The organism is Franzmannia qiaohouensis (assembly GCF_031451695.1).
Lineage (GTDB): Bacteria > Pseudomonadota > Gammaproteobacteria > Pseudomonadales > Halomonadaceae > Franzmannia > Franzmannia qiaohouensis.
In genome coordinates this window covers 1-19,582 of record NZ_JARWAM010000011.1, presented here as the reverse complement: position 1 = coordinate 19,582, position 19,582 = coordinate 1, and the positions used below count along the sequence as shown (strand labels likewise).

18 protein-coding genes are annotated in these 19,582 nt (G+C 67.5%); 5 read left to right on the top strand and 13 right to left on the bottom strand.

Annotated elements, in window-relative coordinates; translation table 11 throughout:
* Positions 1–53: 53 nt before the first annotated feature.
* Positions 54–659: an RNA polymerase sigma factor RpoE gene (rpoE, locus tag QC821_RS15200; RefSeq protein ID WP_095622156.1), complete on the bottom strand. Its 606-nt coding sequence runs from the start codon at positions 657–659 to the stop codon at positions 54–56.
* A 309-nt stretch (positions 660–968) separates the two neighbouring features.
* On the opposite strand from rpoE, the gene QC821_RS15195 reads away from it, so the two are divergent.
* Positions 969–2,048: a 3-deoxy-7-phosphoheptulonate synthase gene (locus QC821_RS15195; protein ID WP_309723259.1), complete on the top strand. Its 1,080-nt coding sequence runs from the start codon at positions 969–971 to the stop codon at positions 2,046–2,048.
* A gap of 93 nt (positions 2,049–2,141) precedes the next feature.
* Here the strand turns inward: QC821_RS15195 and dinG are convergent, their stop codons facing one another.
* On the bottom strand, positions 2,142–4,283 hold the full coding sequence (gene dinG / locus QC821_RS15190) for an ATP-dependent DNA helicase DinG (protein ID WP_309723256.1): 2,142 nt from the start codon (positions 4,281–4,283) through the stop codon (positions 2,142–2,144).
* A gap of 212 nt (positions 4,284–4,495) precedes the next feature.
* Positions 4,496–5,770 (bottom strand): ATP-dependent RNA helicase RhlB, encoded by a 1,275-nt coding sequence (rhlB, locus tag QC821_RS15185; protein WP_095622153.1) that lies wholly within the window; start codon positions 5,768–5,770, stop codon positions 4,496–4,498.
* A gap of 169 nt (positions 5,771–5,939) precedes the next feature.
* On the opposite strand from rhlB, the gene QC821_RS15180 reads away from it, so the two are divergent.
* Both QC821_RS15180 and xthA read left to right on the top strand, forming a co-directional pair.
* Positions 5,940–6,176: a hypothetical protein gene (locus tag QC821_RS15180; protein ID WP_163502860.1), complete on the top strand. Its 237-nt coding sequence runs from the start codon at positions 5,940–5,942 to the stop codon at positions 6,174–6,176.
* Positions 6,176–6,991: an exodeoxyribonuclease III gene (gene xthA / locus QC821_RS15175; protein ID WP_309723251.1), complete on the top strand. Its 816-nt coding sequence runs from the start codon at positions 6,176–6,178 to the stop codon at positions 6,989–6,991. Before QC821_RS15180 ends, xthA begins: the two co-directional genes overlap by 1 nt.
* Here the strand turns inward: xthA and QC821_RS15170 are convergent.
* The 10 genes from QC821_RS15170 to QC821_RS15125 all read right to left on the bottom strand — a co-directional run bounded on the left by QC821_RS15170 (position 6,980) and on the right by QC821_RS15125 (position 15,929).
* The gene (locus QC821_RS15170; RefSeq protein WP_309723249.1) at positions 6,980–8,095 is read right to left on the bottom strand and encodes a hypothetical protein; all 1,116 of its coding nucleotides are present in this window, start codon (positions 8,093–8,095) and stop codon (positions 6,980–6,982) included. The two genes, xthA and QC821_RS15170, sit on opposite strands and share 12 nt — an antisense overlap.
* Positions 8,096–8,098: 3 nt before the next feature.
* Positions 8,099–8,860: an energy transducer TonB gene (locus QC821_RS15165; protein WP_309723247.1), complete on the bottom strand. Its 762-nt coding sequence runs from the start codon at positions 8,858–8,860 to the stop codon at positions 8,099–8,101.
* The gene (locus tag QC821_RS15160) at positions 8,857–9,264 is read right to left on the bottom strand and encodes an ExbD/TolR family protein (protein WP_309723244.1); all 408 of its coding nucleotides are present in this window, start codon (positions 9,262–9,264) and stop codon (positions 8,857–8,859) included. The genes QC821_RS15165 and QC821_RS15160 overlap by 4 nt, the downstream gene beginning before the upstream one ends.
* The gene (locus QC821_RS15155) at positions 9,257–9,793 is read right to left on the bottom strand and encodes a MotA/TolQ/ExbB proton channel family protein (protein WP_309723243.1); all 537 of its coding nucleotides are present in this window, start codon (positions 9,791–9,793) and stop codon (positions 9,257–9,259) included. Before QC821_RS15155 ends, QC821_RS15160 begins: the two co-directional genes overlap by 8 nt.
* Positions 9,774–11,150, bottom strand: a complete 1,377-nt coding sequence (locus QC821_RS15150; RefSeq protein WP_309723240.1) for a MotA/TolQ/ExbB proton channel family protein — start codon at positions 11,148–11,150, stop codon at positions 9,774–9,776. The genes QC821_RS15155 and QC821_RS15150 overlap by 20 nt, the downstream gene beginning before the upstream one ends.
* A complete protein-coding gene (locus QC821_RS15145) occupies positions 11,147–11,959 on the bottom strand; it encodes a DUF3450 domain-containing protein (RefSeq protein WP_309723237.1) in 813 nt (270 codons plus the stop codon). The genes QC821_RS15150 and QC821_RS15145 overlap by 4 nt, the downstream gene beginning before the upstream one ends.
* A gap of 76 nt (positions 11,960–12,035) precedes the next feature.
* Positions 12,036–12,866 (bottom strand): ABC transporter ATP-binding protein, encoded by an 831-nt coding sequence (locus QC821_RS15140; RefSeq protein ID WP_309723234.1) that lies wholly within the window; start codon positions 12,864–12,866, stop codon positions 12,036–12,038.
* Positions 12,863–13,969: a FecCD family ABC transporter permease gene (locus QC821_RS15135; RefSeq protein ID WP_309723231.1), complete on the bottom strand. Its 1,107-nt coding sequence runs from the start codon at positions 13,967–13,969 to the stop codon at positions 12,863–12,865. The genes QC821_RS15140 and QC821_RS15135 overlap by 4 nt, the downstream gene beginning before the upstream one ends.
* A 26-nt stretch (positions 13,970–13,995) precedes the next feature.
* Positions 13,996–14,961 carry a FecCD family ABC transporter permease gene (locus QC821_RS15130; protein ID WP_309723604.1) on the bottom strand — a complete coding sequence of 322 codons (966 nt, stop codon included), beginning with the start codon at positions 14,959–14,961 and terminating at the stop codon, positions 13,996–13,998.
* 47 nt (positions 14,962–15,008) lie between these two features.
* Positions 15,009–15,929 carry an ABC transporter substrate-binding protein gene (locus tag QC821_RS15125; protein WP_309723228.1) on the bottom strand — a complete coding sequence of 307 codons (921 nt, stop codon included), beginning with the start codon at positions 15,927–15,929 and terminating at the stop codon, positions 15,009–15,011.
* Positions 15,930–16,145: 216 nt separating this feature from the next.
* Between QC821_RS15125 and QC821_RS15120 the strand changes: the two genes are divergently transcribed.
* Both QC821_RS15120 and QC821_RS15115 read left to right on the top strand, forming a co-directional pair.
* Positions 16,146–17,072 (top strand): LysR family transcriptional regulator, encoded by a 927-nt coding sequence (locus tag QC821_RS15120; RefSeq protein ID WP_309723225.1) that lies wholly within the window; start codon positions 16,146–16,148, stop codon positions 17,070–17,072.
* Between the two features lie 114 nt (positions 17,073–17,186).
* Positions 17,187–19,346 carry a TonB-dependent receptor domain-containing protein gene (locus QC821_RS15115; RefSeq protein WP_309723222.1) on the top strand — a complete coding sequence of 720 codons (2,160 nt, stop codon included), beginning with the start codon at positions 17,187–17,189 and terminating at the stop codon, positions 19,344–19,346.
* Positions 19,347–19,582 lie beyond the last annotated feature (236 nt).

Genomic DNA, 19,582 nt, shown 5'->3' with positions numbered 1-19,582 from the left:
CCACCCTTGTGACGTCATCTCTCGCCAACAGTTCAGTGACATAGGCGAAAAACTCATTCATGGATCATGTCTCGGGTCCGCGACGTGGTCACCAGCGGCTGGATGTGCTTGTCCACCGCCTCACGAGCGCGGAAGATCCGCGAGCGTACCGTGCCTACCGGACAGTTCATGACATTGGCAATGTCTTCATAGGAGAGTCCGTCGAGTTCGCGCAGGGTAATCGCGGTGCGCAGATCCTCCGGCAGATTCTCGATGGCCTCGAACACGGCGGCCTCCAGCTGATCGCGCGCCATTGCCGCCTCAGGCGTCTCGGTATCCGACAGCCGCCCGCTGTGATCGACGATCTCGGCATCGACGATATCCAGATCACTGCCCGGTGGGCGCCGCCCACGCGAGACCAGATGGTTCTTGGCGGTGTTGATGGCGATACGATACATCCAGGTGTAGAAAGCACTCTCGGCGCGAAACTTGCCCAGCGCGCGGTAGGCCTTGATAAACGCCTCCTGGGCCACGTCATGCACTTCTGCGTGGTCGTGCACGTAGCGTCCGATCAGGCCAATGATCTTGTGCTGGTATTTCTTTACCAGTAGATCGAAGGCCCGGTTGTCTCCCTGCTGGGCACGCTCGACGAGTTGCTGGTCGGTTTCCCTCGTGCCCATTCAACTCCTCCCCGATCGGGAGAGTAACGTGGCGGGCATAGCAGGTAATGCCAGCACAGCGGCAACATAAGCAAATCTGGTAGTCATGGCGTTAACCTGGGCCCTGTCAGGCAAAGTGTGATGGTTACCCGTAAGTGTTCCTGTTTATTGGCATTCCATCAAGCAGGGTCTACCGACCTCAACGACCCGCTCAGACCGGAATGGTGCGCCGGAGTTCCATGCCGGCGTTGATTTTTCAGGCCCTGCCAGGCGATAGTAGTGGCACGGTTTTTCCCCATTTCACGCGCGAATCACGTCACAGGTAGCGGCATGTCACAACAGCAGGTCAATAACCTCAACGTCCTCGCCCAGGACGTCCTGATCTCTCCCGATGCATTGAAGCAGGAAATTCCTCTGACCGAAGGCGCCGAGCGCACCGTGGTCGAGGGCCGCGAGACCATTCAGCGCATCCTCGATGGCAGCGACCCACGCCTGCTGGTGGTGGTCGGCCCGTGCTCCATCCATGACGTGGATGCCGCCCTAGACTATGCCCGCCGCCTGCGCCGGCTGGCCGACCAGGTCGCGGATAGCCTGTACATCGTGATGCGTGTCTATTTCGAGAAGCCGCGCACCACCGTGGGCTGGAAAGGACTGATCAACGACCCTCACCTCAACGGCTCGTTCGAGATCGAAGAGGGCCTGCACATTGCCCGCAAGCTGCTGGTCGAGTTGGCCGAGATGGGCCTGCCGCTAGCCACCGAGGCACTCGACCCGATCTCCCCGCAGTATCTGCAGGACTGCATCAGCTGGTCGGCGATCGGCGCGCGCACCACCGAATCCCAGACCCACCGCGAGATGGCCTCCGGCCTGTCGTGCCCGGTGGGCTTCAAGAACGGCACCGACGGCAGCCTCGACGTGGCGGTCAACGCCCTGCAGTCGGTGGCTCATCCGCACAACTTCCTGGGTATCGACCAGGCCGGCCAGGTGGCGATCATCCGTACCCGCGGCAACGCCTACGGTCACGTGGTGCTGCGCGGCGGCAACGGCAAGCCCAACTATGACAGCGTCAGCGTGGCGCTGGCCGAGCAGGAACTTACCCAGGCCGGCATCAAGCCCAACATCATGGTCGACTGCTCGCACGCCAACTCCAACAAGGATCCGGCCCTGCAGCCACTGGTGATGGAGAACGTCACCAACCAGATCCTTGAGGGCAACCGCTCGATCATCGGCCTGATGGTCGAGTCGCATATCGGCTGGGGCAACCAGAAGATTCCCGAGGATCACAGCCAGCTCAAGTACGGCGTGTCGGTCACCGACGCCTGCATCGACTGGGATGCGACCGTCGAGGCCTTCACGTCGATGCACGACAAGCTCAAGCCGGTACTCGCGGCGCGCATCCAGGCCGCCTGAGCCAGCTCCCTGCAAGAACGCTGCGCCCGCCACTCGGCGGGCGCAGCACGTTTGCGACAGCACTCAGCATGGCATGGAAGACGGCCCGGCGGCTCAGGGCAGCTGCGCTACGCCGTCGATCTCGCGACTGAAGGGTGGCAGCGCATCGAGCAGCGCGCGGCCATAGCGGCGCGTCAGCACCCGACGGTCGAGCAGCGTGATACGCCCGCTGTCCTGCTCCTTGCGGATCAGCCGTCCGCAGGCCTGAACCAGCTTGATCGAGGCGTCGGGTACGCTGATGCGCATGAAGGGATTGCCGCCGCGGCTCTCGATCCACTCGGCAAGCGTGGCGCCCACCGGGTCGTCCGGCACCGAGAACGGCAGCCGGGTGATCACCACGTGGGTGAGATAATCGCCGGGCAGATCGATGCCCTCGGCGAAGCTCGCCAGGCCGAAGATGATGCTGCCCTGCCCGGCGTCGACCCGCGCCCGATGACGCTCGATCAGCTCGCGCTTGGGCAGCCGGTCCTGGGCCAGCACGCGCTCGCCCAGCGTCTTGGGCAGCGCCTTCTCCACCGCGCGCAGCTGAGCCCGCGACGAAAACAGCATCAGCACGGCTTCGCGACTGTCCAGCGCCGCGACGAAGTCGACGATGGCCCGCTCATGCGCCTCGCGGTTGCCGGGATCGACCGCCTCGCGGGGCACGCTGAGCACCGCCCGCGAGTAGTCGAAGGGGCTCGGCAGGCGCTGGTAGCGGTAGCGATTGGCCAGCCCGGCGCGCTCCTGCAGGCGCTCGAAGCGGCCCAGCGCAGTGAGCGTTGCCGAGGTCACCACTGCCCCGTAGCAGCTGCCCCACAGCGTCCGCGCCAGGGTGTGGGCGGCGGAGACCGGGCTCGCCGAATAGACCAGCTCGGGCTCGCCGGCCACCGGCTCGAAGGTCAGCCAGCGCGCCCGCGGCGGCTCGGCCGGGTCGTCCTCCTCGCTCATCGCCAGCCATAGCGCATGCGCCTCCAGCGCACGACCGTGCAGCAGCGCGATCAGCGGCAGCCAGGGCTCGGCCTGCTCCTTGGGAAGTCCGGTGTGCTTGTCCGGGTCGAGGCTCTCGCGCAGGATATCGGCCATGCTCTCGAGGTTGCGCGCCAGCGAGGCAAACACCACCACCAGGGCGCTGGCCTGCTCGCGCAGCGACAGCGGCGCGCGCCCCATCTCGAAACGATGGTGGCGGCTCTCGTCGCCGCTGCCCTGAGGCAGCTCGGCGAGCTGGTGACCCAGCGCCATGACCTCGCCCAGCCGCGGCTCGATCGCGGCGATCGCCTCGGGAAACCCGGCCAGCAGTCGCGCCAGGGTCGGCTGCACGGCGAGTGCCGCATTCAGCTCGGTGAGGGATTTCTTCAGCGTTCTCAGCCAGCGCAGCGCGCCGTTGACGGCAAAGCGGTGGGTAAAGTGCTCCACCGCCTTGTCCGGCAGATGATGGCCCTCGTCGAAGACATAGATGCAGTCGGCGGGCTTGGGCAGCACCATGCCGCCGCCCAGCGACAGGTCAGCCAGCACCAGGTCGTGGTTGGCGACGACGATGTCGGCGCTGTCGAGATGGCGGCGGGCACGAAAGAAGGCGCAGGCGTTGAAGTGCCCGCAGCGGCGGTTGGTGCACTGGCGATGATCGGTGGTCAGCCGCCGCCACTGGGGGTCGGCGATGGTCTCCGGCCAGCTGTCGCGGTCGCCGGCCCAGCGCCCGCTGCCGTAGGCCTCGGCCAGCTCCTTGACCAGGGCATGGAAGTCGTCGCCGTCGCGCGACTCCATGGCCTGCTCGAACATCGACAGGGTCGGGTTCTCCTCGGCGCCATCGAGCGCCTTCTCGAGATTGGCCACGCACAGGTAGCGGCCACGCCCCTTGGCCAGGGCATAGTCGAAGCTCAGCCCACTGTGGGCCTTGAGCGCCGGCAGGTCCTGGTGCAGCACCTGCTCCTGCAATGCCACGGTGGCGGTGGAGATCACCAGTCGCTTGCCGCGCGCCTGGGCCACCGGCAGGGCCGCCAGCAGGTAGGCCAGGGTCTTGCCGGTGCCGGTGCCCGCCTCGAGCACGCAGACGTGCTCATCGCTGACCCGCTTGCCGCTGTCGTCGGCCTCGATGCCCGCCAGGGTGCGGGCGATCTCGGCAATCATTAGCCGCTGGCCGTAGCGCGGCGTCAGCTCGAGCCCCTCGAGCACGCGGCGATAGGCGGTCTGGATATCGCCCTTCAGGGCCTCGTCGAGCATGGCCTCACTCTCTAGAGAACTTGAGGGGAATGGCTTGAGCGTATCGTCCCCCGCCCATCGCAGGGGAGCCGGGGACAGGTTGGAGAGGAGGTCTTTTGCCATGGATGGCAAAAGTAGCGCCCATGGAAGGGTTCACAGCGCCTCCTCGTAAACCTGTCGACGGCTCCGAAGCCACCACCGCCAGGCATTCCCTGTACAGCAGTTGTTGGGCGTTACAGCAACCCTTCGGGGGGGTGCTCACAGGGTAGCTTGTCGTTGATATAGCGCTCGATCTCGGGCAATGAGAAGGCGTCTTCTTCGCCGACGAAGCTGATCGACACACCCTTGGCACCGGCGCGACCGGTGCGGCCGATACGGTGCACGTAGTCTTCCGGGTCCTCCGGCAGGGTGTAGTTGATCACGTGGCTGACGTCATCGATATGGATGCCGCGCCCTGCCACGTCGGTGGCCACCAGCACCTGCACCTCGCCCTCGCGGAACTGCTCGAGGGTCTTGATGCGCTGCACCTGGGGCACATCGCCGGAGAGCATCGCCACATTGATATCCGCCTTGCGGAGCAGCTCGTCAAGCTTGCGCACCAGGTCGCGGCGATTGCCGAACACCATCACCCGCTCGAAGCTCTCCTGCTTGAGCAGGTTGATCAGCAGACGCTGCTTGTCGTCGTCGCCGACCATATAAACGCGCTGGTCGATGTCGGCGGCGTTCTCCACCGTGACTTCGATCTCGACGTGGGCCGGATTCTCGGTCCACTGGCTGGCCAGGTTGAGGATGTCCTCGGTGAAGGTCGCCGAGAACAGGAAGGTCTGGCGCTCCTCCTTCTTGGGCGTATGCCGAATGATGCGCTTGACGTCGGGGATGAAGCCCATCGACAGCATGCGATCCGCTTCGTCGAGCACCAGCACCTCGACCTGGGTCAGGTCGACGTCGCGCTTCTCGTGAAAATCGAGCAGCCGCCCCGGTGTCGCCACCAGGATATCCAGGTTTTTGCCCAGGCTGTCGCGTTGCTTCTGGTAGTCCATGCCGCCGACCACGCTTGCCACGTTGAGCTGGGTGAAGCGCGCCAGCGCCTTGGCATCCTTCTCGATCTGCAGCGCCAGCTCGCGCGTCGGCGCGATGATCAATGCGCGCGGTGCGCCGGGCTTCTGGGCGTTGGGCGCCTCCTCCTCGAGGAAGTAGGCCAGCATCGACATCAGAAACGCCGCGGTCTTGCCGGTACCGGTCTGGGCCTTGCCGACGATGTCGCCGCCGAGCAGGGTCTGGGCCAGCGCCTCGGCCTGGATCGGCGTGCAGTACTCGAAGCCCTGGGCATGGATCGCACGCATCAACGGCAGCGGCAGATCGAAGTCGTGGAAGCGCCACTTGCCCGCCACCGGCGGGACCTGGAACTGACGCAGATCCCAGTTGGATTGCGACTTGCGCGGCTTGCGGCGACGACGCTTGGGCTTGCGGTTCTGGGCCGGTGCGGTGGTCTTTTCCGACTCGCTCATAGGCTGTGATTCTGTCCGTAATATGAGTGGATGTAATGCCAGTCCAAACCTGCCTGGACGTTTTCAGGCGGCCTATTGTAGCAGCCATTGACGACGAGGGCGCCCCCGGCTGTGTGGTACCCGTCGCGCCTGTTAGAATGGCACTACACGCAACAGGAGGTCAGGCGTCATGACACGCAGGAAGAAGACCCGTTCGCTGGCCGACAAGGTGACGCTGCGCACCGGCAAGCGCAAGGATTTCAAGAAATGGCGTCACGAGAATCCCGACCAGGTCACCTCGTCGCGCCGTTTCACCGAGAAGAAGCGCCAGCAGCGCAAACTGCAGGCGGTTCGCAAGCTGGCGCGCCAGCAGCAGGCACCGAGCATCCAGGTGCATCCCGAGCGCGCCCCGGAGAGCGACGACTGATGCGCCTGGTCTCGTTCAATATCAACGGCATTCGTGCCCGGCTGCATCAGCTCGAAGCGCTGATCGAGGCGCACCGCCCGGCGCTGATCGGCCTGCAGGAAACCAAGGTACAGGATAGCGAGTTTCCCCGTGAGGCGGTGGAGGCGCTGGGCTACCGGGTCTATTTTCACGGCCAGAAGGGCCACTACGGCGTGGCCATGCTGTGCCGCGACGAGCCCGAGGCGGTGCATTACGGTTTTCCCGATGATGGCGAGGACGCCCAGCGGCGCATGATCGGCGTGCGTCTGGCCATCGCAGACGGTGAGCCGCTGACGGTATGGAACGGCTACTTTCCCCAGGGCGAGAACGTCGAGCACCCCACCAAGTTCCCGCACAAGCAGCGCTTCTATGCCCAGCTGTCGCGGCTGCTGGAGGAGGATTGCCACCCCCAGCAGCGCCTGGCGGTAATGGGCGACTTCAATATCTCGCCGCAGGATATCGACATCGGCATCGGCGAGGACAACCGCAGGCGCTGGCTGCGTGAGGGCAAGACCAGTTTTCAGCCCATCGAGCGCGAGTGGCTGGGGCGGGTCAAAGGCTGGGGCCTGAGCGACAGCTACCGGCTGCGCTACCCCGAGGTCGATGACCGTTTCAGCTGGTTCGACTACCGCTCGCGGGGCTTCGAACGCGAGCCCAAGCGCGGCCTGCGTATCGACCATATCCTGGTCACTGCGCCGCTGGCCGAACGCGTGGCCGACGCCGGTATCGACTACGACCTGCGCGGCATGCAGAAACCCTCGGATCACGCTCCGGTGTGGACCGAGCTATCGCTCTGAGAGCCGTGTCTGGGGCAGCGACCGATCCAGGCCGCTGAGCCACGCCTCGGCCTGTTCGGCGCCCAGCGAGGCGGCTCGCTGCCAGGCCGTCCTGGCAGCCTCCTCGCGCCCCCACGCATAGGCCAGCTGCCCCAGCCGAAGCCAGTCGTCGGCAGCACCGCTGTGTTCGGCCAGCGCCTGCCACGCCGCCAGTGCCGCCTGGCGGTCTCGCGCTGCCTGCCAGGCCTGGGCCAACAGGCGTCGGTGCGCCAGGCTGTCTGCCACCTCGCCCGCCTCGAGGGCAGCCTGCAGCTGCTCGGCGCCGCGCGCGGGCGTGCCCGCCGCCATATGCAGGCGCACCAGGGTCGACAGATCCTCATCCGCGGAGAACACCCCCAGTCGCCAGGCGGTGTCCCAGAATACGGCTGCCTGCTGATCGAGTCCGGCCTGCTGCGCCAGCGCCGCGGCGCGGCGCCACTCCTGGTCGGGCGAGTCGACGTCCAGCTCACCGCCCAGCAGCGCCAACGCCTGATCCCCGGCGCCGCTGTGCTGATAGATCGCCACGCCCAGGCGACGCTGGTTGGGCGACAGCGAGGCCGTCTCCGCGGTCGCCCGGGACAGCCACTCGCGGGCCTCGTCCCAGCGCTCGAGCCCCGCCAGGGTCCTGGCCATGCGCCAGTAGTCGTCGCTCTCTCCCGCATGACGCGCCAGCCAGTCGGCCAGCAGCTCGGCGCCCGGCTCGTGCTGGCCGGCCGACAGCCGCAGGCCGGCCTCCTGGTACTGCCAACGATCGCGCTGGCTCGATGACGCCTCGCCGCTGCTTCTGGCCTGCTCGAGATAGTCGGCGGCCTCTGCAAAGCGCTCCAGCCTGGCGGCGGCGTGTGCAGCCAGTTGGAGATACAGCGCACTCGCCCAGCGGTCCGCGGCATTGCCGCCCGCCAGCCGCCGCGACTGGGACTCGGCGCGCTGCAGCACCTCACCGGCCGCCCCCACCTGAAGCTGCTGCTGCAGGCGCTCGAGATCGCCAATGAACTCCCCCGGCAGCGGCGGCTCGGCCAGCGCCGTCAGCGGCGTGGCGACCAGCCAGACCCAGACGAGACCCGCCAAGTGATGTTTAAGGCGCATCGCTCACCTCAACTGAAATTCGAGACGTTGCTGGGCCCGCCGCAGCCCCCCGGCCGGCTCGAACTGCCAGCGCTGCACCGCCTCTATCGCAGCGCGGTCGAAGACGTTGCGCGGCTGCGCGCTGGTGACCTGGACGGAGGAGGGATCCACGCTGCCATCCGGGCGGATCACGAAGCGCAGCTCGACGAAGCCCTCCAACCCTCGCCGCTGTGCCCGCGCAGGGTATTCAGGCGGCACCCGGCTGGTCGGCGACAGCTGGCCGACGTCCACCGGCGTCTGACTGTCCGCCTGGACATCGCTCTGGCGGGTCGCGGCTGAGTCGGGGGCCACCTCGGTCGACTCGGCGACGGGAGACGGCTCGGGCTGAGCTTCCGGCTCGGGCTGCGGCTGTGCTTCCGGCTCGGGCTCGGGTGGAGGCGGCTCGGGCGTTACCTCGCTCATCTCCGGCAGCGTCTCATCCAACTCGAGCGGCACGTCGTCCTCCGGCAGCGGCTCTGGATCCGGCAGCGCGATGGGGCTCTCCAGAGGCGCCAGCTCGGGGGCCGGTGGCGGTACCGCGGCAGGCGGCGGCGGAGGTGGCGCCTGCGCCGCTGGCTCGGCCGCCTCCTCCTGGGCCACCTCGGGGGCCTCCACCATGGTCATGGCCAGCGTAGTGTCGAGCATTTCGACCTCGGCCTCGGGGGGAGCCACCAGGAGCGCCAGCAGCCAGAACAGCGCCAATGCCAGCGCGATGCCGCCAAGCGCCGATACAGGCACTCGCGTCATGACCCGCTCCGGCTGGCCGCCACCGCCACCTGCTCGACACCGGCAGTGCGGATACTGTCCATGACTTCAATCAGGATACCGGTGGCCGCTTGCCGATCCGCCTGGATCACCACGCTGCCATCATCGCTGACCAGGTCGGCCACTGCGTCGCCGACGCGATGCAGATCGATGGCCTGGCCATCCACCCACACTGCCCCCTCCGCGGTGATGGCGACCATCACCTGCGCCTCCGGCTGGGGCGTTGCCGAACTCGACTCCGGGCGCTCGATCTCCACGCCGCTCTCGCGAATGAAACTGGTGGTCACGATGAAGAAGATCAGCATGATGAAGACCACATCGAGCATCGGCGTCAGGTTGACTTCACTGGCCTCGCCGCTGTCGGCCGTCATTCGGCGCCTACGCATGGGATTCCTCCACGGCCCGCGCCAAGCGATCATGCAGCCGCTGGTCCTCGCGCCGGATAATGTGTTCCAAACGACTGGTGAAAAGCAGCCCGACCACCGCCACCGCCATGCCGGTCAAGGTCGGCAACGTGGCGCGCGCCACGCCGTCCGCCATCGAGCGTGCCTGGCCGCTGCCGCTGAGGGCCAGGCTATCGAATACCGCGATCATGCCAGTCACGGTGCCCAGCAGCCCCAGCAGAGGGCACAGGGCGACCAGCAGCTTGAGCCAAGGCAGCGGACGGCGTAGCCGTGCGATCAACTCGCGCGTCCAGGTCTCACGTAGCGTGCGGGCGCTCCAGCTAAGATGGTCGCTGCGCTGCGTCCAGCGCTCGATCAGCTGCCGACGATGGTGGCGGTAGGTCACGCGAAAGTACCACCAGCGCTCCAGCGACAAGGTGAACAGCAGCATGGCCACGACGGCGATGACCACCAGCACCTCACCGCCCGACTCGACCAGTCGCTCCAGCGGCTCAAGCCAACGCGGAATCATGCGACCTGTGCTCCTGGGATGTCGGTGCAGCATTCAACGAGCCCGCTTCGAGGTATCGGGCCAGCGCCGCACTGGCCTGGCCTTCGACGACACCGGTCAGGTGTCGGCTGCGGCCGGCCAGGGCGGTGTGCATGAACAGCAGCGGCACGGCGGTCACCAGGCCCAGCACGGTGGTCACCAGCGCCTGGCTGATGCCACCGGCCATCAACTGCGGATCGCCGGTACCGTAGACGGTGATCGCCTGGAAGGTCACGATCATGCCGGTCACCGTGCCCAGCAAGCCCAGCAGCGGTGCGATGGCCGCCAGCAGCTTGACCAGAGGCTGGCCGCGCTCGAGTCTCGGCAGCTCGGCCAGCACCGCTTCGTCGAGCCGCGCTTCCAGCGCCTCGGGCACCTGGTTGGCCTGCAGCTCACGAAAGCGCTGCAGCACCCTGCCCAGCGGGTTGTCACTACGCAGCTCCGCGAGCTGGGCAAGCTGACGGCGCATGGTCAGGGTGACGCGCAGCAGGTAGCCGTACTGCAGCAAGCCCACCAGCAAGCCGAAGGCTCCCAGGGCGACCACCACGTAGCCCACCACACCGCCCTGATGGAAGCGTTCCATCAGCGTGGGGCGCTGGGCCAGTGCCGCGATCACCTCGCCATGGGTCGGATCCAGCGCGACGTCACGCCGCTCGCCGGCATGAAATTCGGCCAGCCCCCTGGCCACCGAGCGCGGCGTGCGCTCGACCACCGCCAGACCGGCATCCCCCACGCCGCGGCGCAGCAGCGCATCATCGGTAAAGGCCGCAAAGTCGCCCAGACGCACCACACTGTGCGGTACTATCTCGCCGTCCGCACCGGCCACCGGCGCCTCGAACTGCACCACACGCCCGGTCTCTTGCGTCAGCCCCAGCAGCCGGTCGGCGAAGGCTTCCAGGTGCCCCAGTTCGAGCACGGCGGCATCCTCCAGCCGCTCCGGCAACCGCCCCTCACCGAGGGCCACCCAGCTGTCGCTGAGAGCGTCGCGCAATTCGCCGGTATGACGCGACACCAGGTCGAGGATCGCGGCCAGATCACTGCCCTGCTCCTGCTGCCGCGCCTCGAGCTCGGCACGCTGCTGGGCCTGGATTTCGCGCTGTTCGCTCAGCGCCGCATGGCGTTCCTGGGCCGCGCGATGCGCCTCACGACTCTGCTCCAGCGCCGCCTCGAGGGCTTGGCGATCATCGAGCAGTTCACTCAGGCGCGCCCGATCACGCGCCTCGGCCGCCTCGCGTTCGGCACGTAGACTGCTCAGCGTCTCGGGATCGCCCTGCGCCAGTGCACTCAGGCTGAACAGCACGCTCAGCATCACCAACGCCATCAACCTAAGCGTGCTCATGCGCCACCCTCCCTGGACAGTGGGCCGTTGTCGCGCTCGAGGGGCTGGGAGACCGGCAGTTGCAAGAGCTCGGGGGCACGCTGATCGCGTGCCATGCGTAAGCCCTTGCGCACCTCGCGGCGCTGCTGGTCATCAAGCGGCGCCCAGCCGCCCTCCTCAGCCAGCCACGCCCCGCCCTCGCGGCCGTCCGGCGTGAGATAGTAGAGGCCAACACGGCCGAGACGCAGATAGTCGACTTCGCGCCGCGTCGGCCGCGCGTCATCCGCCGCCAGGACCAGATGGTCGCGCCAGGCATCCATTTCCATCCCGTAGGCGAGCTCACGGCGCCAGACATTCAGGATTCGCTCCATGCGTTCGGCATCATCGAGCTCGGGGTCGCCGAGCGCCCCCTCCAGGCTGGCCACCCGGGCGCGCCGCTGTGACTGCATGAACGGCAGGTCATCCTCGACCCAGGCATCCAGCCTCGCCACCAGGCTCGCCTGCAGGGAAGGCAGGGCCTGGCGCGTCGCATCCAGAGTATCCAGCGCCGCTTCACGACGCCGCAGCTGCTCCGCCTGCTCGACCAGATGAGGAACGAGGCGCGCATTCTCCTGCTCGAGCCGCCGCGTCTCGCTCTCGCGCTCTCGCAGCTCGGCAAGCATCGCACGACTCTCGTCGTCCGCGGCGTCGATCTGGGCCTGGAGTTCAGCCTGCTGGCGCTGAGCGTCTCCCGCCTCCGTCGTCAGCGAGGCAGCGTTGGCCGTTGCGGCCAACAGCAGGGCGCATAGCGCAGCGCCTGGGCGAAGATAATCTAAGCCTTTACCACGCACCGTTCTCTCCCGTCCTGATAGAAGGTATCGCCAAGCAGGATACCATCCCGAGCGCGAATAACAATGACTTTCATTATCAAAGAGATGCCTGGCCGCGGGACGCCCCCAGGGGCAGGCGGCGCAGGTTGGTCAACAGCGGGGTGCCGGTGACGGGGTCGTGCAGCAGGGTGCAGTCGATGTCATATAGCTCGGCGACCAACTCGCGGGTCACCACGTCACGCGGCTCGCCCTGGGCGATGATGCGCCCCTCGCGCATCGCCACCAGGTGGTCGGCATAGCGACAGGCGCTAGCCAGATCGTGCAGCACCATCGCCGCCGTGCGCCCCTCGCCGGCCAGTCGCCGCACCAGTTCAAAGACCTCCAGCTGATGGCCTAGATCGAGCGCCGAGGTCGGCTCATCGAGCAGCAGCAGTGGGGTCTGCTGGGCGATGGTCATGGCGATCCAGGCGCGCTGCCGCTGCCCGCCGGAAAGCGCCTCCAGCGGACGCTCGGCCAACGCCAGCAGGTCGGCGGCCGCCAGCGCCGCCTCGACGGCCAGCTGATCCTGCTGCGACCACTGCCGCAAGAAGCCCTGGTGGGGCTGGCGGCCGAAGCGGATCAGATCGCGCACCGTCAGCCCCTCGGGGGCTATCGCCTGCTGCGGCAGCAGTGCCAGGCGACGCGCCAGTTCGCGGGCCGGCAGCCGCTGGATATCCTTGCCGTCGAGCAACACACAGCCGCCGCGCGGGGCGTGAAGCCGCGCCAGCCCTGCCAACAGGGTCGACTTGCCGCAGCCGTTGGGGCCGACGATGGCGGTCACCTGCCCCGGCGGCAGACATAGGTCCAACCCCTCGATCACCCGCCGCTGGCCGTGGGCCAGGTCGAGCCGGCGCGCTTCCAGCGAGCTGCTCTCAGCCGCGTCTCTCATGCCAGACTCCCGTGAGGCCTCAACAATATCCACAGCAACCAGGGGCCGCCAACGACGGCGGTGACGATCCCCACCGGCAGCTCGATGGGTGCCAGCAGCACCCGGCCAAGCAGGTCGGCCAGCACCATTACCAGCGCCCCGGCCAGCGCCGAGGCGACGATCGGCACGCCGCGTGAGCAGGAGAGCGAGCGGGCGATCTCCGGGCCGATCAGCCCCACCATGCCCACCGGCCCGGCCACCGCCACCGCCAGCCCGGTGAGCAGCACCGACACCGCCAGCACCTGCCAGCGGCGGCGCCCCACCCGGGAGCCCAGCCCCTGGGCGACGGCGTCGCTGAAGCGCATCAGCGACAGCGCTCGGGATAGCTGCAGCGCCATCGCCAGCCCCACCGCCAACCCCGCGCCGAGCACCAGCAGCGCCCCAGCAGGCCGCGCGTTGAGCGTACCCACCGTCCACGGGTAGGCCGCATTGGCGGTATCCATATCGACCCGCGCCAGCAGCAGCTGGGTGACGGCGCCGAATACCGCCCCTACTCCGATGCCGGCGACGATAAAGCGATAGCCGCGGCTGCCACCGCCGGCGGTCAGGCCGAAGGTGATCGCCGCCGCGGTTGCCGCCCCCGCCAGCGCCATCGCCGGCGGCGCCAGCGATACGCCGAGGCCCACCACCGAGGCCACCGCAAATGCCGTGGCGCCATTGTCGATCCCGATGATGCCCGGCGTGGCCAGGCGATTGCGGGCCAGGGTCTGCATCAGACAGCCGGCCACCGCGAACGCCGCCCCGGTCAGGCAGGCGGCCACCAGACGCGGCAGGCGCAGTTCGATCACCATGAAGCGAGCCACGGGGTCACCGCCGCCCACCAGTACCGCGGCCAGCGACCGCGGCGCCAGGTGCACGCTGCCCAGTGCCAGATAGACACTGCTGACCACGAGCAGCGCCAGCAGCAGGCCGGCATTGGCCAGCGCGCTGCGCCGAGTGATCAGCAGGCTCGCCTCGCCGCCGCCCGGCCGCTGCCAGGCCAGCCGCCAGCAGCCGCTGGGCGGCGGCAGTGCAGGCGCGCGCTTAGCGGCAGCGGCGTCACGCGCCAGAGGAAATAACGACATCATGTCTCCGCGAGTAGCCATCACGATTAAAGGGTCGGCATACGCCTGGCACGCACCACCGCCACCAGCACCGGGGCACCGCATAGCGCGGTGAGCACGCCCAGCGGCATCTCCGACGGCGCCACCAGCAGCCGCGAGAGAATGTCCGCCGAGATCACCATCAGCGGCCCCAGCGGCAGGCATAGCCACAGCACGCGGCGGATGTCGGGCCCGGCCAGGGCCCGCGCCGCAAACGGCACCACCAGTCCGACGAAGGCGACCGGTCCGGCGATCGCCGTCGCCGCACCGACCAGCAGGGCCACGGCGACGATCACCAGTAGCCGCACCCGGCCCGGGCGATGGCCAAGCCCCGCGGCCACCCGCTCGCCCAGCGACAGCGCCGCCAGCGGCCGGGCAATGCTCACGACGATGGCCGCGGCCAGGGCAAGGCCGGGCAGCACCGCCAGTAGATCATCGGCACGCCGCCCCGAGAGGCTGCCGATCACCCAGAAGCGAATCTCGTCGGCGGCGCGCTGATCGAACAGCAGCAGCAAGGCAGTCAGTGACCCCAGCAGGCCGGAGAATGCCGCCCCGGCCAGCACCAGGCGTACCGGGTCGCTGCCCACGCCGCGCAGCCGAGTTACGCTGAGCACGCACAGGCAGCCGGCCAGGGCGCCGAGCTGCGCGGCCGACACGCGCAGCGTGGTGGCACTGGCCCCCAGCAGCAGCGCCACCGCCACGGCAAAGGCGCTACCTGCACTGACGCCCAGCAGGCCGGGCTCGGCCAGCGGGTTGCGCGTGACCGCCTGCAGCAGTGCCCCGGCAACGCCCAGCGCCAGCCCCACGGCGACACCGACCAGGGTGCGCGGCAGGCGCAGCGAACCGACCACGAAACGCGCCTCCGGATCGCCGCCACCCGCCAGTACCGCCAGCGCCCTGCTGGGTCCGACCTCCCCCGCCCCGAGCAGCACGCTGAGCAGTGCCACGCCCATCAACAGCAGCGCCAGCGTCATCCAGGTGGCGGCCAGGCGGGGGCCAGGCCTCGCAAGCAGGGCCTGGCTCACGGCAGCAGCACGCGCTCGAGGTCATCGAGGATCGCCTGGGCAGCCAATGGCCCCTGGGCGCTGCTCCACAGCTGGCCGTCGACGCTTACCACGCGATCGCGCTGCACCACCGCGAGTCGCTCGAAGGCGGGCGACTGGCGGGCACTGGCCAGCGCCTCCTCGCCGTCTGCGTTGAGCGTCGCCAGGAACAGCCAGTCGTCATCGATGCGCGACAGGTTCTCGAGGCTCAACGGATCGCTATGTCCGGCCTGCTCCGGCACCAGGCCGCCGTCGTGTACCTCGAGACCGGCAGCCGCCAGCACCCCGGTGCTGAACAGCTGCGACGACATCACCAACGGCCCCTGCGGCATCCAGCGAACCAGGGTCGCACCGCTGTCGATCCCGCGCTCCTCGATAGCCTGCGCCATCTCAGCGGCGCGCCCCTCGACGTCGACGATGGCCGCCTCGATCTGCTCCGCGCGGCCGAGTGCCTGAGCGTAGAGCCGCGCATCGTCTTTCCACGCCTCGCGGCTGAACCCTTGGCCCGGCGGCACCACGGTCGGTGCAATCCGCGACAGCAGCGCATACTGCTCATCGCTGAGCTGGGGCGGGGCCAGAATCAGGTCAGGCCGCTGCTGCAGCACCGCCTCGATATTGATCTCGCGCACCACGCCAACGATGGCGATGTCGTCCAGATAGTTGTCGAGGTAGCGCGCCACGCCGTCGCCGCCGCGGGTGGTCACCGCACCCAGCGGCGTCACGCCAGCCGCCAGCGCGGTATCCAGGGCGCCCTCGTGAAGGGTCACCACACGCTGCGGGTCGCTAGCCACCTCGACCGGCCCATGGGCGGTCTCCACGCTGTGCGCATGCGCGAGCGTCGTCAGCAGCGTCGTCATCAGGACCAGCAGTGGGCGGCGTGGCAGCAACGTGAAAGGCATCCAGTTTCTCCTGCATCAGCAACGAAGGGCGTCGAGGCAGATGATAATAATGATTCTCATAAGCCACCGCATCATCATTGCATGAAACGCTGCGTTGCTCATCGTGCAACGCGATTAAGATGCCAATGGCAAATGGAATCATTTCTATATGAGTACGCCTCCATGGCATACTGGCACTGCCCCGACAGACCGAGAAACCTTCTGGATGCGCGTGATATGCATGATCTCGACGAACTGACCGCCTTCGATGCGGTCATGCAATCCGGCAACCTGACCCGCAGCGCCACTCGCCTGGGCCTGTCCAAGTCGACGCTGAGCCGACGCATCAGCCAGCTCGAGGCGCGTCTCGGCTACCCGCTGCTGCGCCGTCAATCCAATCGCCTGCTGCCCACCGAGGCCGGCGAGCTGTTTCACGGCTACTGCCAGCGCATGCTGGAGCTGGCGCAGCAGAGCCAGGCGGCTCTCGAAGCGCTGCACCACGACATCGGCGGCGAGCTGGTCATCGATGTGCACGCCGCCCTGACGCGCCCGTGGATGACCCAGGTACTCCACGACTTCATGTCCCGTCATCGACGTATCGATGTCACCCTGAGAACCCACGAACGCTTCCATGCCAGCGCCGAAAGCAGCGCCATCCATGTCACCCTCGGGCCCGTCATGGAGGAGAGCCTGCGCTGCGAACAGCTGACGCTGCTGCGGCGGGGCATCTATGCCCACCCGGATTACCTGGCACGTCACGGACGCCCGCAGCAGCCCGATGACCTGCTGTCGCACCACTGGATAGACCTGCTCGGCGAGGCCGAGGGCGGCCTGCCGATGAGTCACCACGACGGTGCGCACTACCTGTTCCAGCCGCCCCGCTCGCGGCTGCGACTCGACCAGCCCATGCTGCAGGCCGACGCCATCGCCAGAGGCCAGGGACTCGGCATCATGCCGTGCTGGCTCGCCGAGCGCCGTGAACGTGCCCACCCCGGCGAACTCGAGGCCTGCCTGTCGGAGTGGCGTCTGCCGACGCTGCCGGTCAACCTGCTCTACGCCCACGGCCACCAGGCCGGCAAGGTCAGCGCCATGCTCGACTTCCTGCGCCGCCATCTGCCCGCGGAGTGGGACGCATCACCCAGGCCGATGAGCGTTGCATCCTGAGCAACGCAACGTTCCCTCACACCCCCTCCCCTGACGCCAGGCGTTGTGGTTAGAATTCACCCGCACTTGATAATCAATAGCATTCAATAAACAGCATCATTCGAAGGTGAACTCATGATCCATGCGTCTCGACGCACCCTGGCCGTTGCCATCGCCGCGGCCGGCGCTTCCCTGACCGCCGTTGCCGACGAGTCCCCGCGCCTCGACAGCATCGTGGTCACCGCCGCAGGCTTCGAGCAGGCACTGACCGATGCGCCAGCGAGCATCTCGGTGGTGACCCGCGAGGAGCTCGAGCGCAAGCGCTTCTCCAACGTTGCCGACGCCATCGCCGACGTGCCCGGCGTCGACGTGCGTAGCGGCACCGGCAAGACCGGCGGGCTCAACATCGGCATCCGCGGCATGCCCAGCGCCTATACCCTGATCCTGATCGACGGCCGGCGCCAGAACGACGCCGGCGACGTTACCCCCAATGGCTTCGGCGAGACCTCGACCAGCTTCATGCCACCGCTGTCGAGCATCGAGCGCATCGAGGTCATCCGTGGGCCGATGTCGACGCTCTACGGTTCCGACGCCATGGGCGGGGTGATCAATATCATTACCCGACCGGTCAGCGACACCTGGACCGGCAACCTGTCGATCGACAGCACCTTCCAGCAGGACCGCGATGCCGGCAACTCCCAGACGCTCAACCTCTACACCTCGGGCCCGCTGATCGAGGACGTCCTGAGCCTGCAGCTGCGCGGCCGGCTGTTCGACCGCGACAGCTCGGAGCGCCTGATCGAGGACGGCAGTGGACGCGACCCGCGCCCCAGCGAAGGGCGCATCCACTCGCTGGGCGGCCGCCTGACCCTGACGCCGGCAGACAGCCATGCGCTATGGCTCGACCTGGAGCGCTCGCGGCAGGTCTACGACAACAGCGACAGTCGACTGGGTACCCGCGACGGCACCGACCGCAGCGGCAACCCGGATCCCGGCACGGCGTCGGGCTATCGTGACGAATTGCGCTTCCAGCGCGACCAGGTCGCGGTTGGCCATCGCGGACGCTTCGCGGCCGGCACCCTGGAGTCGAGCCTCACGCGCAGCACCACTGAAACCCTGGGCCGCACCATCCCCGGGGATGAAACCGGCCAAGCTTACGTGGGCTTTCCCACTATCGTGGTAGGTGAAGATCGCGACCTGGAAACCACCTCGACCATCCTCGACAGCAAGTTCGTGGCGCCACTGGGTGATCACATGCTGACACTCGGCGGCCAGTGGCACGACGCCGAGCTCACCGATGGCCTGGCATCCGACGACTTCGATCAGACCAGTTGGGCACTGTTCGTCGAAGATGAGTGGTGGCTGCGTAACGATCTGGCGTTGACACTCGGCGGGCGCTACGAGCGCCATGACGCTTTCGGAGGCAATGTCAGCCCGCGCGGCTATCTGGTGTGGAACACCACGGATCACTGGACCCTCAAGGGCGGCATCAGCCGCGGGTATCGCACCCCGTCGCTGAACGACCTGCATCCGGGCATCAACGGGGTAACCGGCCAGGGAGATACCCTGACCATCGGCTCCCCGGACCTGCAGCCGGAGAAGAGCACCAACTACGAGATCGGTGCCGCGTATGACAACCTCAACGGTTTCTCGGCCAATGCCACGCTGTTCTACAACGAGTTCGACGACAAGATCGCGAGTACCGAGCCGACCTTCATCAGCGGCCGGCCCGGCGTTCCGGACGGCGAATACTCCCAGCAGGTCAATATCGACGAGGCACGCACCCAGGGCCTGGAGCTTTCGACCCGCTATCGGTTCGCCCCCGCCTGGTCGCTGAGCGGCGGCTACACCTATACCGATACCGAGATCACCTCCGGCGAGAGCCAGGGCCTGGTGCTCAGCAACACGCCCAAGCACAAGCTCACTGCGAGCCTCACCTGGGACGTCAACGAGCGCTTGAGCACCACCCTGGAGGGCGAGTACTACGCCTCCCGCGAACGCTTCCCCGGCGGCCTCCCCACGTCGGGGCAGAACCTGTCGCTCTATGAGCAGGTGGGCAACAAGCTGGATGGCTATGAGCTATTCAACCTGCGCGCCTCCTACCAGGTCTCCGACAGTGTGCGCCTGACCGGCACCGTCTATAACCTGCTCGACAAGGACTTCGGCAAGGCCGATGCCTACCAGCATGAAGGCGAGACCTACCACGCCTACCGCTTCACCCAGACCGGCCGCGCCACCGACGGCATCTACCTCGACGGTCGCAGCCTATGGCTTTCAGCCAGCTACGAGTTCTGACCCCGCGCCTGACTGGCGTTTCGCATCGTTATTTGCCCCGCCAGCGTGGCGGGGCTTTTTTCATGCCGACGATCCTGGATAGGCCTGAGACGACAGCGCCCCGCACTAGGCGGGGCGCTGTGGCACGACCTGGAAGGGCGCGGTATTACAGCTTGCTTTCCAGCTCCGGCAGTACCTCGAACAGATCACCGACCAATCCATAATCCGCCACTTGGAAGATCGGCGCCTCCTCGTCC

Coding starts and splice junctions, on each gene's coding strand:
- rpoE (WP_095622156.1), bottom strand. CDS start 659: ATGGGCACGAGGGAAACCGACCAGCAACTCGTCGAGCGTGCCCAGCAG.
- QC821_RS15195 (WP_309723259.1), top strand. CDS start 969: ATGTCACAACAGCAGGTCAATAACCTCAACGTCCTCGCCCAGGACGTC.
- dinG (WP_309723256.1), bottom strand. CDS start 4,283: ATGCTCGACGAGGCCCTGAAGGGCGATATCCAGACCGCCTATCGCCGC.
- rhlB (WP_095622153.1), bottom strand. CDS start 5,770: ATGAGCGAGTCGGAAAAGACCACCGCACCGGCCCAGAACCGCAAGCCC.
- QC821_RS15180 (WP_163502860.1), top strand. CDS start 5,940: ATGACACGCAGGAAGAAGACCCGTTCGCTGGCCGACAAGGTGACGCTG.
- xthA (WP_309723251.1), top strand. CDS start 6,176: ATGCGCCTGGTCTCGTTCAATATCAACGGCATTCGTGCCCGGCTGCAT.
- QC821_RS15170 (WP_309723249.1), bottom strand. CDS start 8,095: ATGCGCCTTAAACATCACTTGGCGGGTCTCGTCTGGGTCTGGCTGGTC.
- QC821_RS15165 (WP_309723247.1), bottom strand. CDS start 8,860: ATGACGCGAGTGCCTGTATCGGCGCTTGGCGGCATCGCGCTGGCATTG.
- QC821_RS15160 (WP_309723244.1), bottom strand. CDS start 9,264: ATGCGTAGGCGCCGAATGACGGCCGACAGCGGCGAGGCCAGTGAAGTC.
- QC821_RS15155 (WP_309723243.1), bottom strand. CDS start 9,793: ATGATTCCGCGTTGGCTTGAGCCGCTGGAGCGACTGGTCGAGTCGGGC.
- QC821_RS15150 (WP_309723240.1), bottom strand. CDS start 11,150: ATGAGCACGCTTAGGTTGATGGCGTTGGTGATGCTGAGCGTGCTGTTC.
- QC821_RS15140 (WP_309723234.1), bottom strand. CDS start 12,866: ATGAGAGACGCGGCTGAGAGCAGCTCGCTGGAAGCGCGCCGGCTCGAC.
- QC821_RS15135 (WP_309723231.1), bottom strand. CDS start 13,969: ATGTCGTTATTTCCTCTGGCGCGTGACGCCGCTGCCGCTAAGCGCGCG.
- QC821_RS15130 (WP_309723604.1), bottom strand. CDS start 14,961: ATGACGCTGGCGCTGCTGTTGATGGGCGTGGCACTGCTCAGCGTGCTG.
- QC821_RS15125 (WP_309723228.1), bottom strand. CDS start 15,929: ATGCCTTTCACGTTGCTGCCACGCCGCCCACTGCTGGTCCTGATGACG.
- QC821_RS15120 (WP_309723225.1), top strand. CDS start 16,146: ATGCATGATCTCGACGAACTGACCGCCTTCGATGCGGTCATGCAATCC.
- QC821_RS15115 (WP_309723222.1), top strand. CDS start 17,187: ATGATCCATGCGTCTCGACGCACCCTGGCCGTTGCCATCGCCGCGGCC.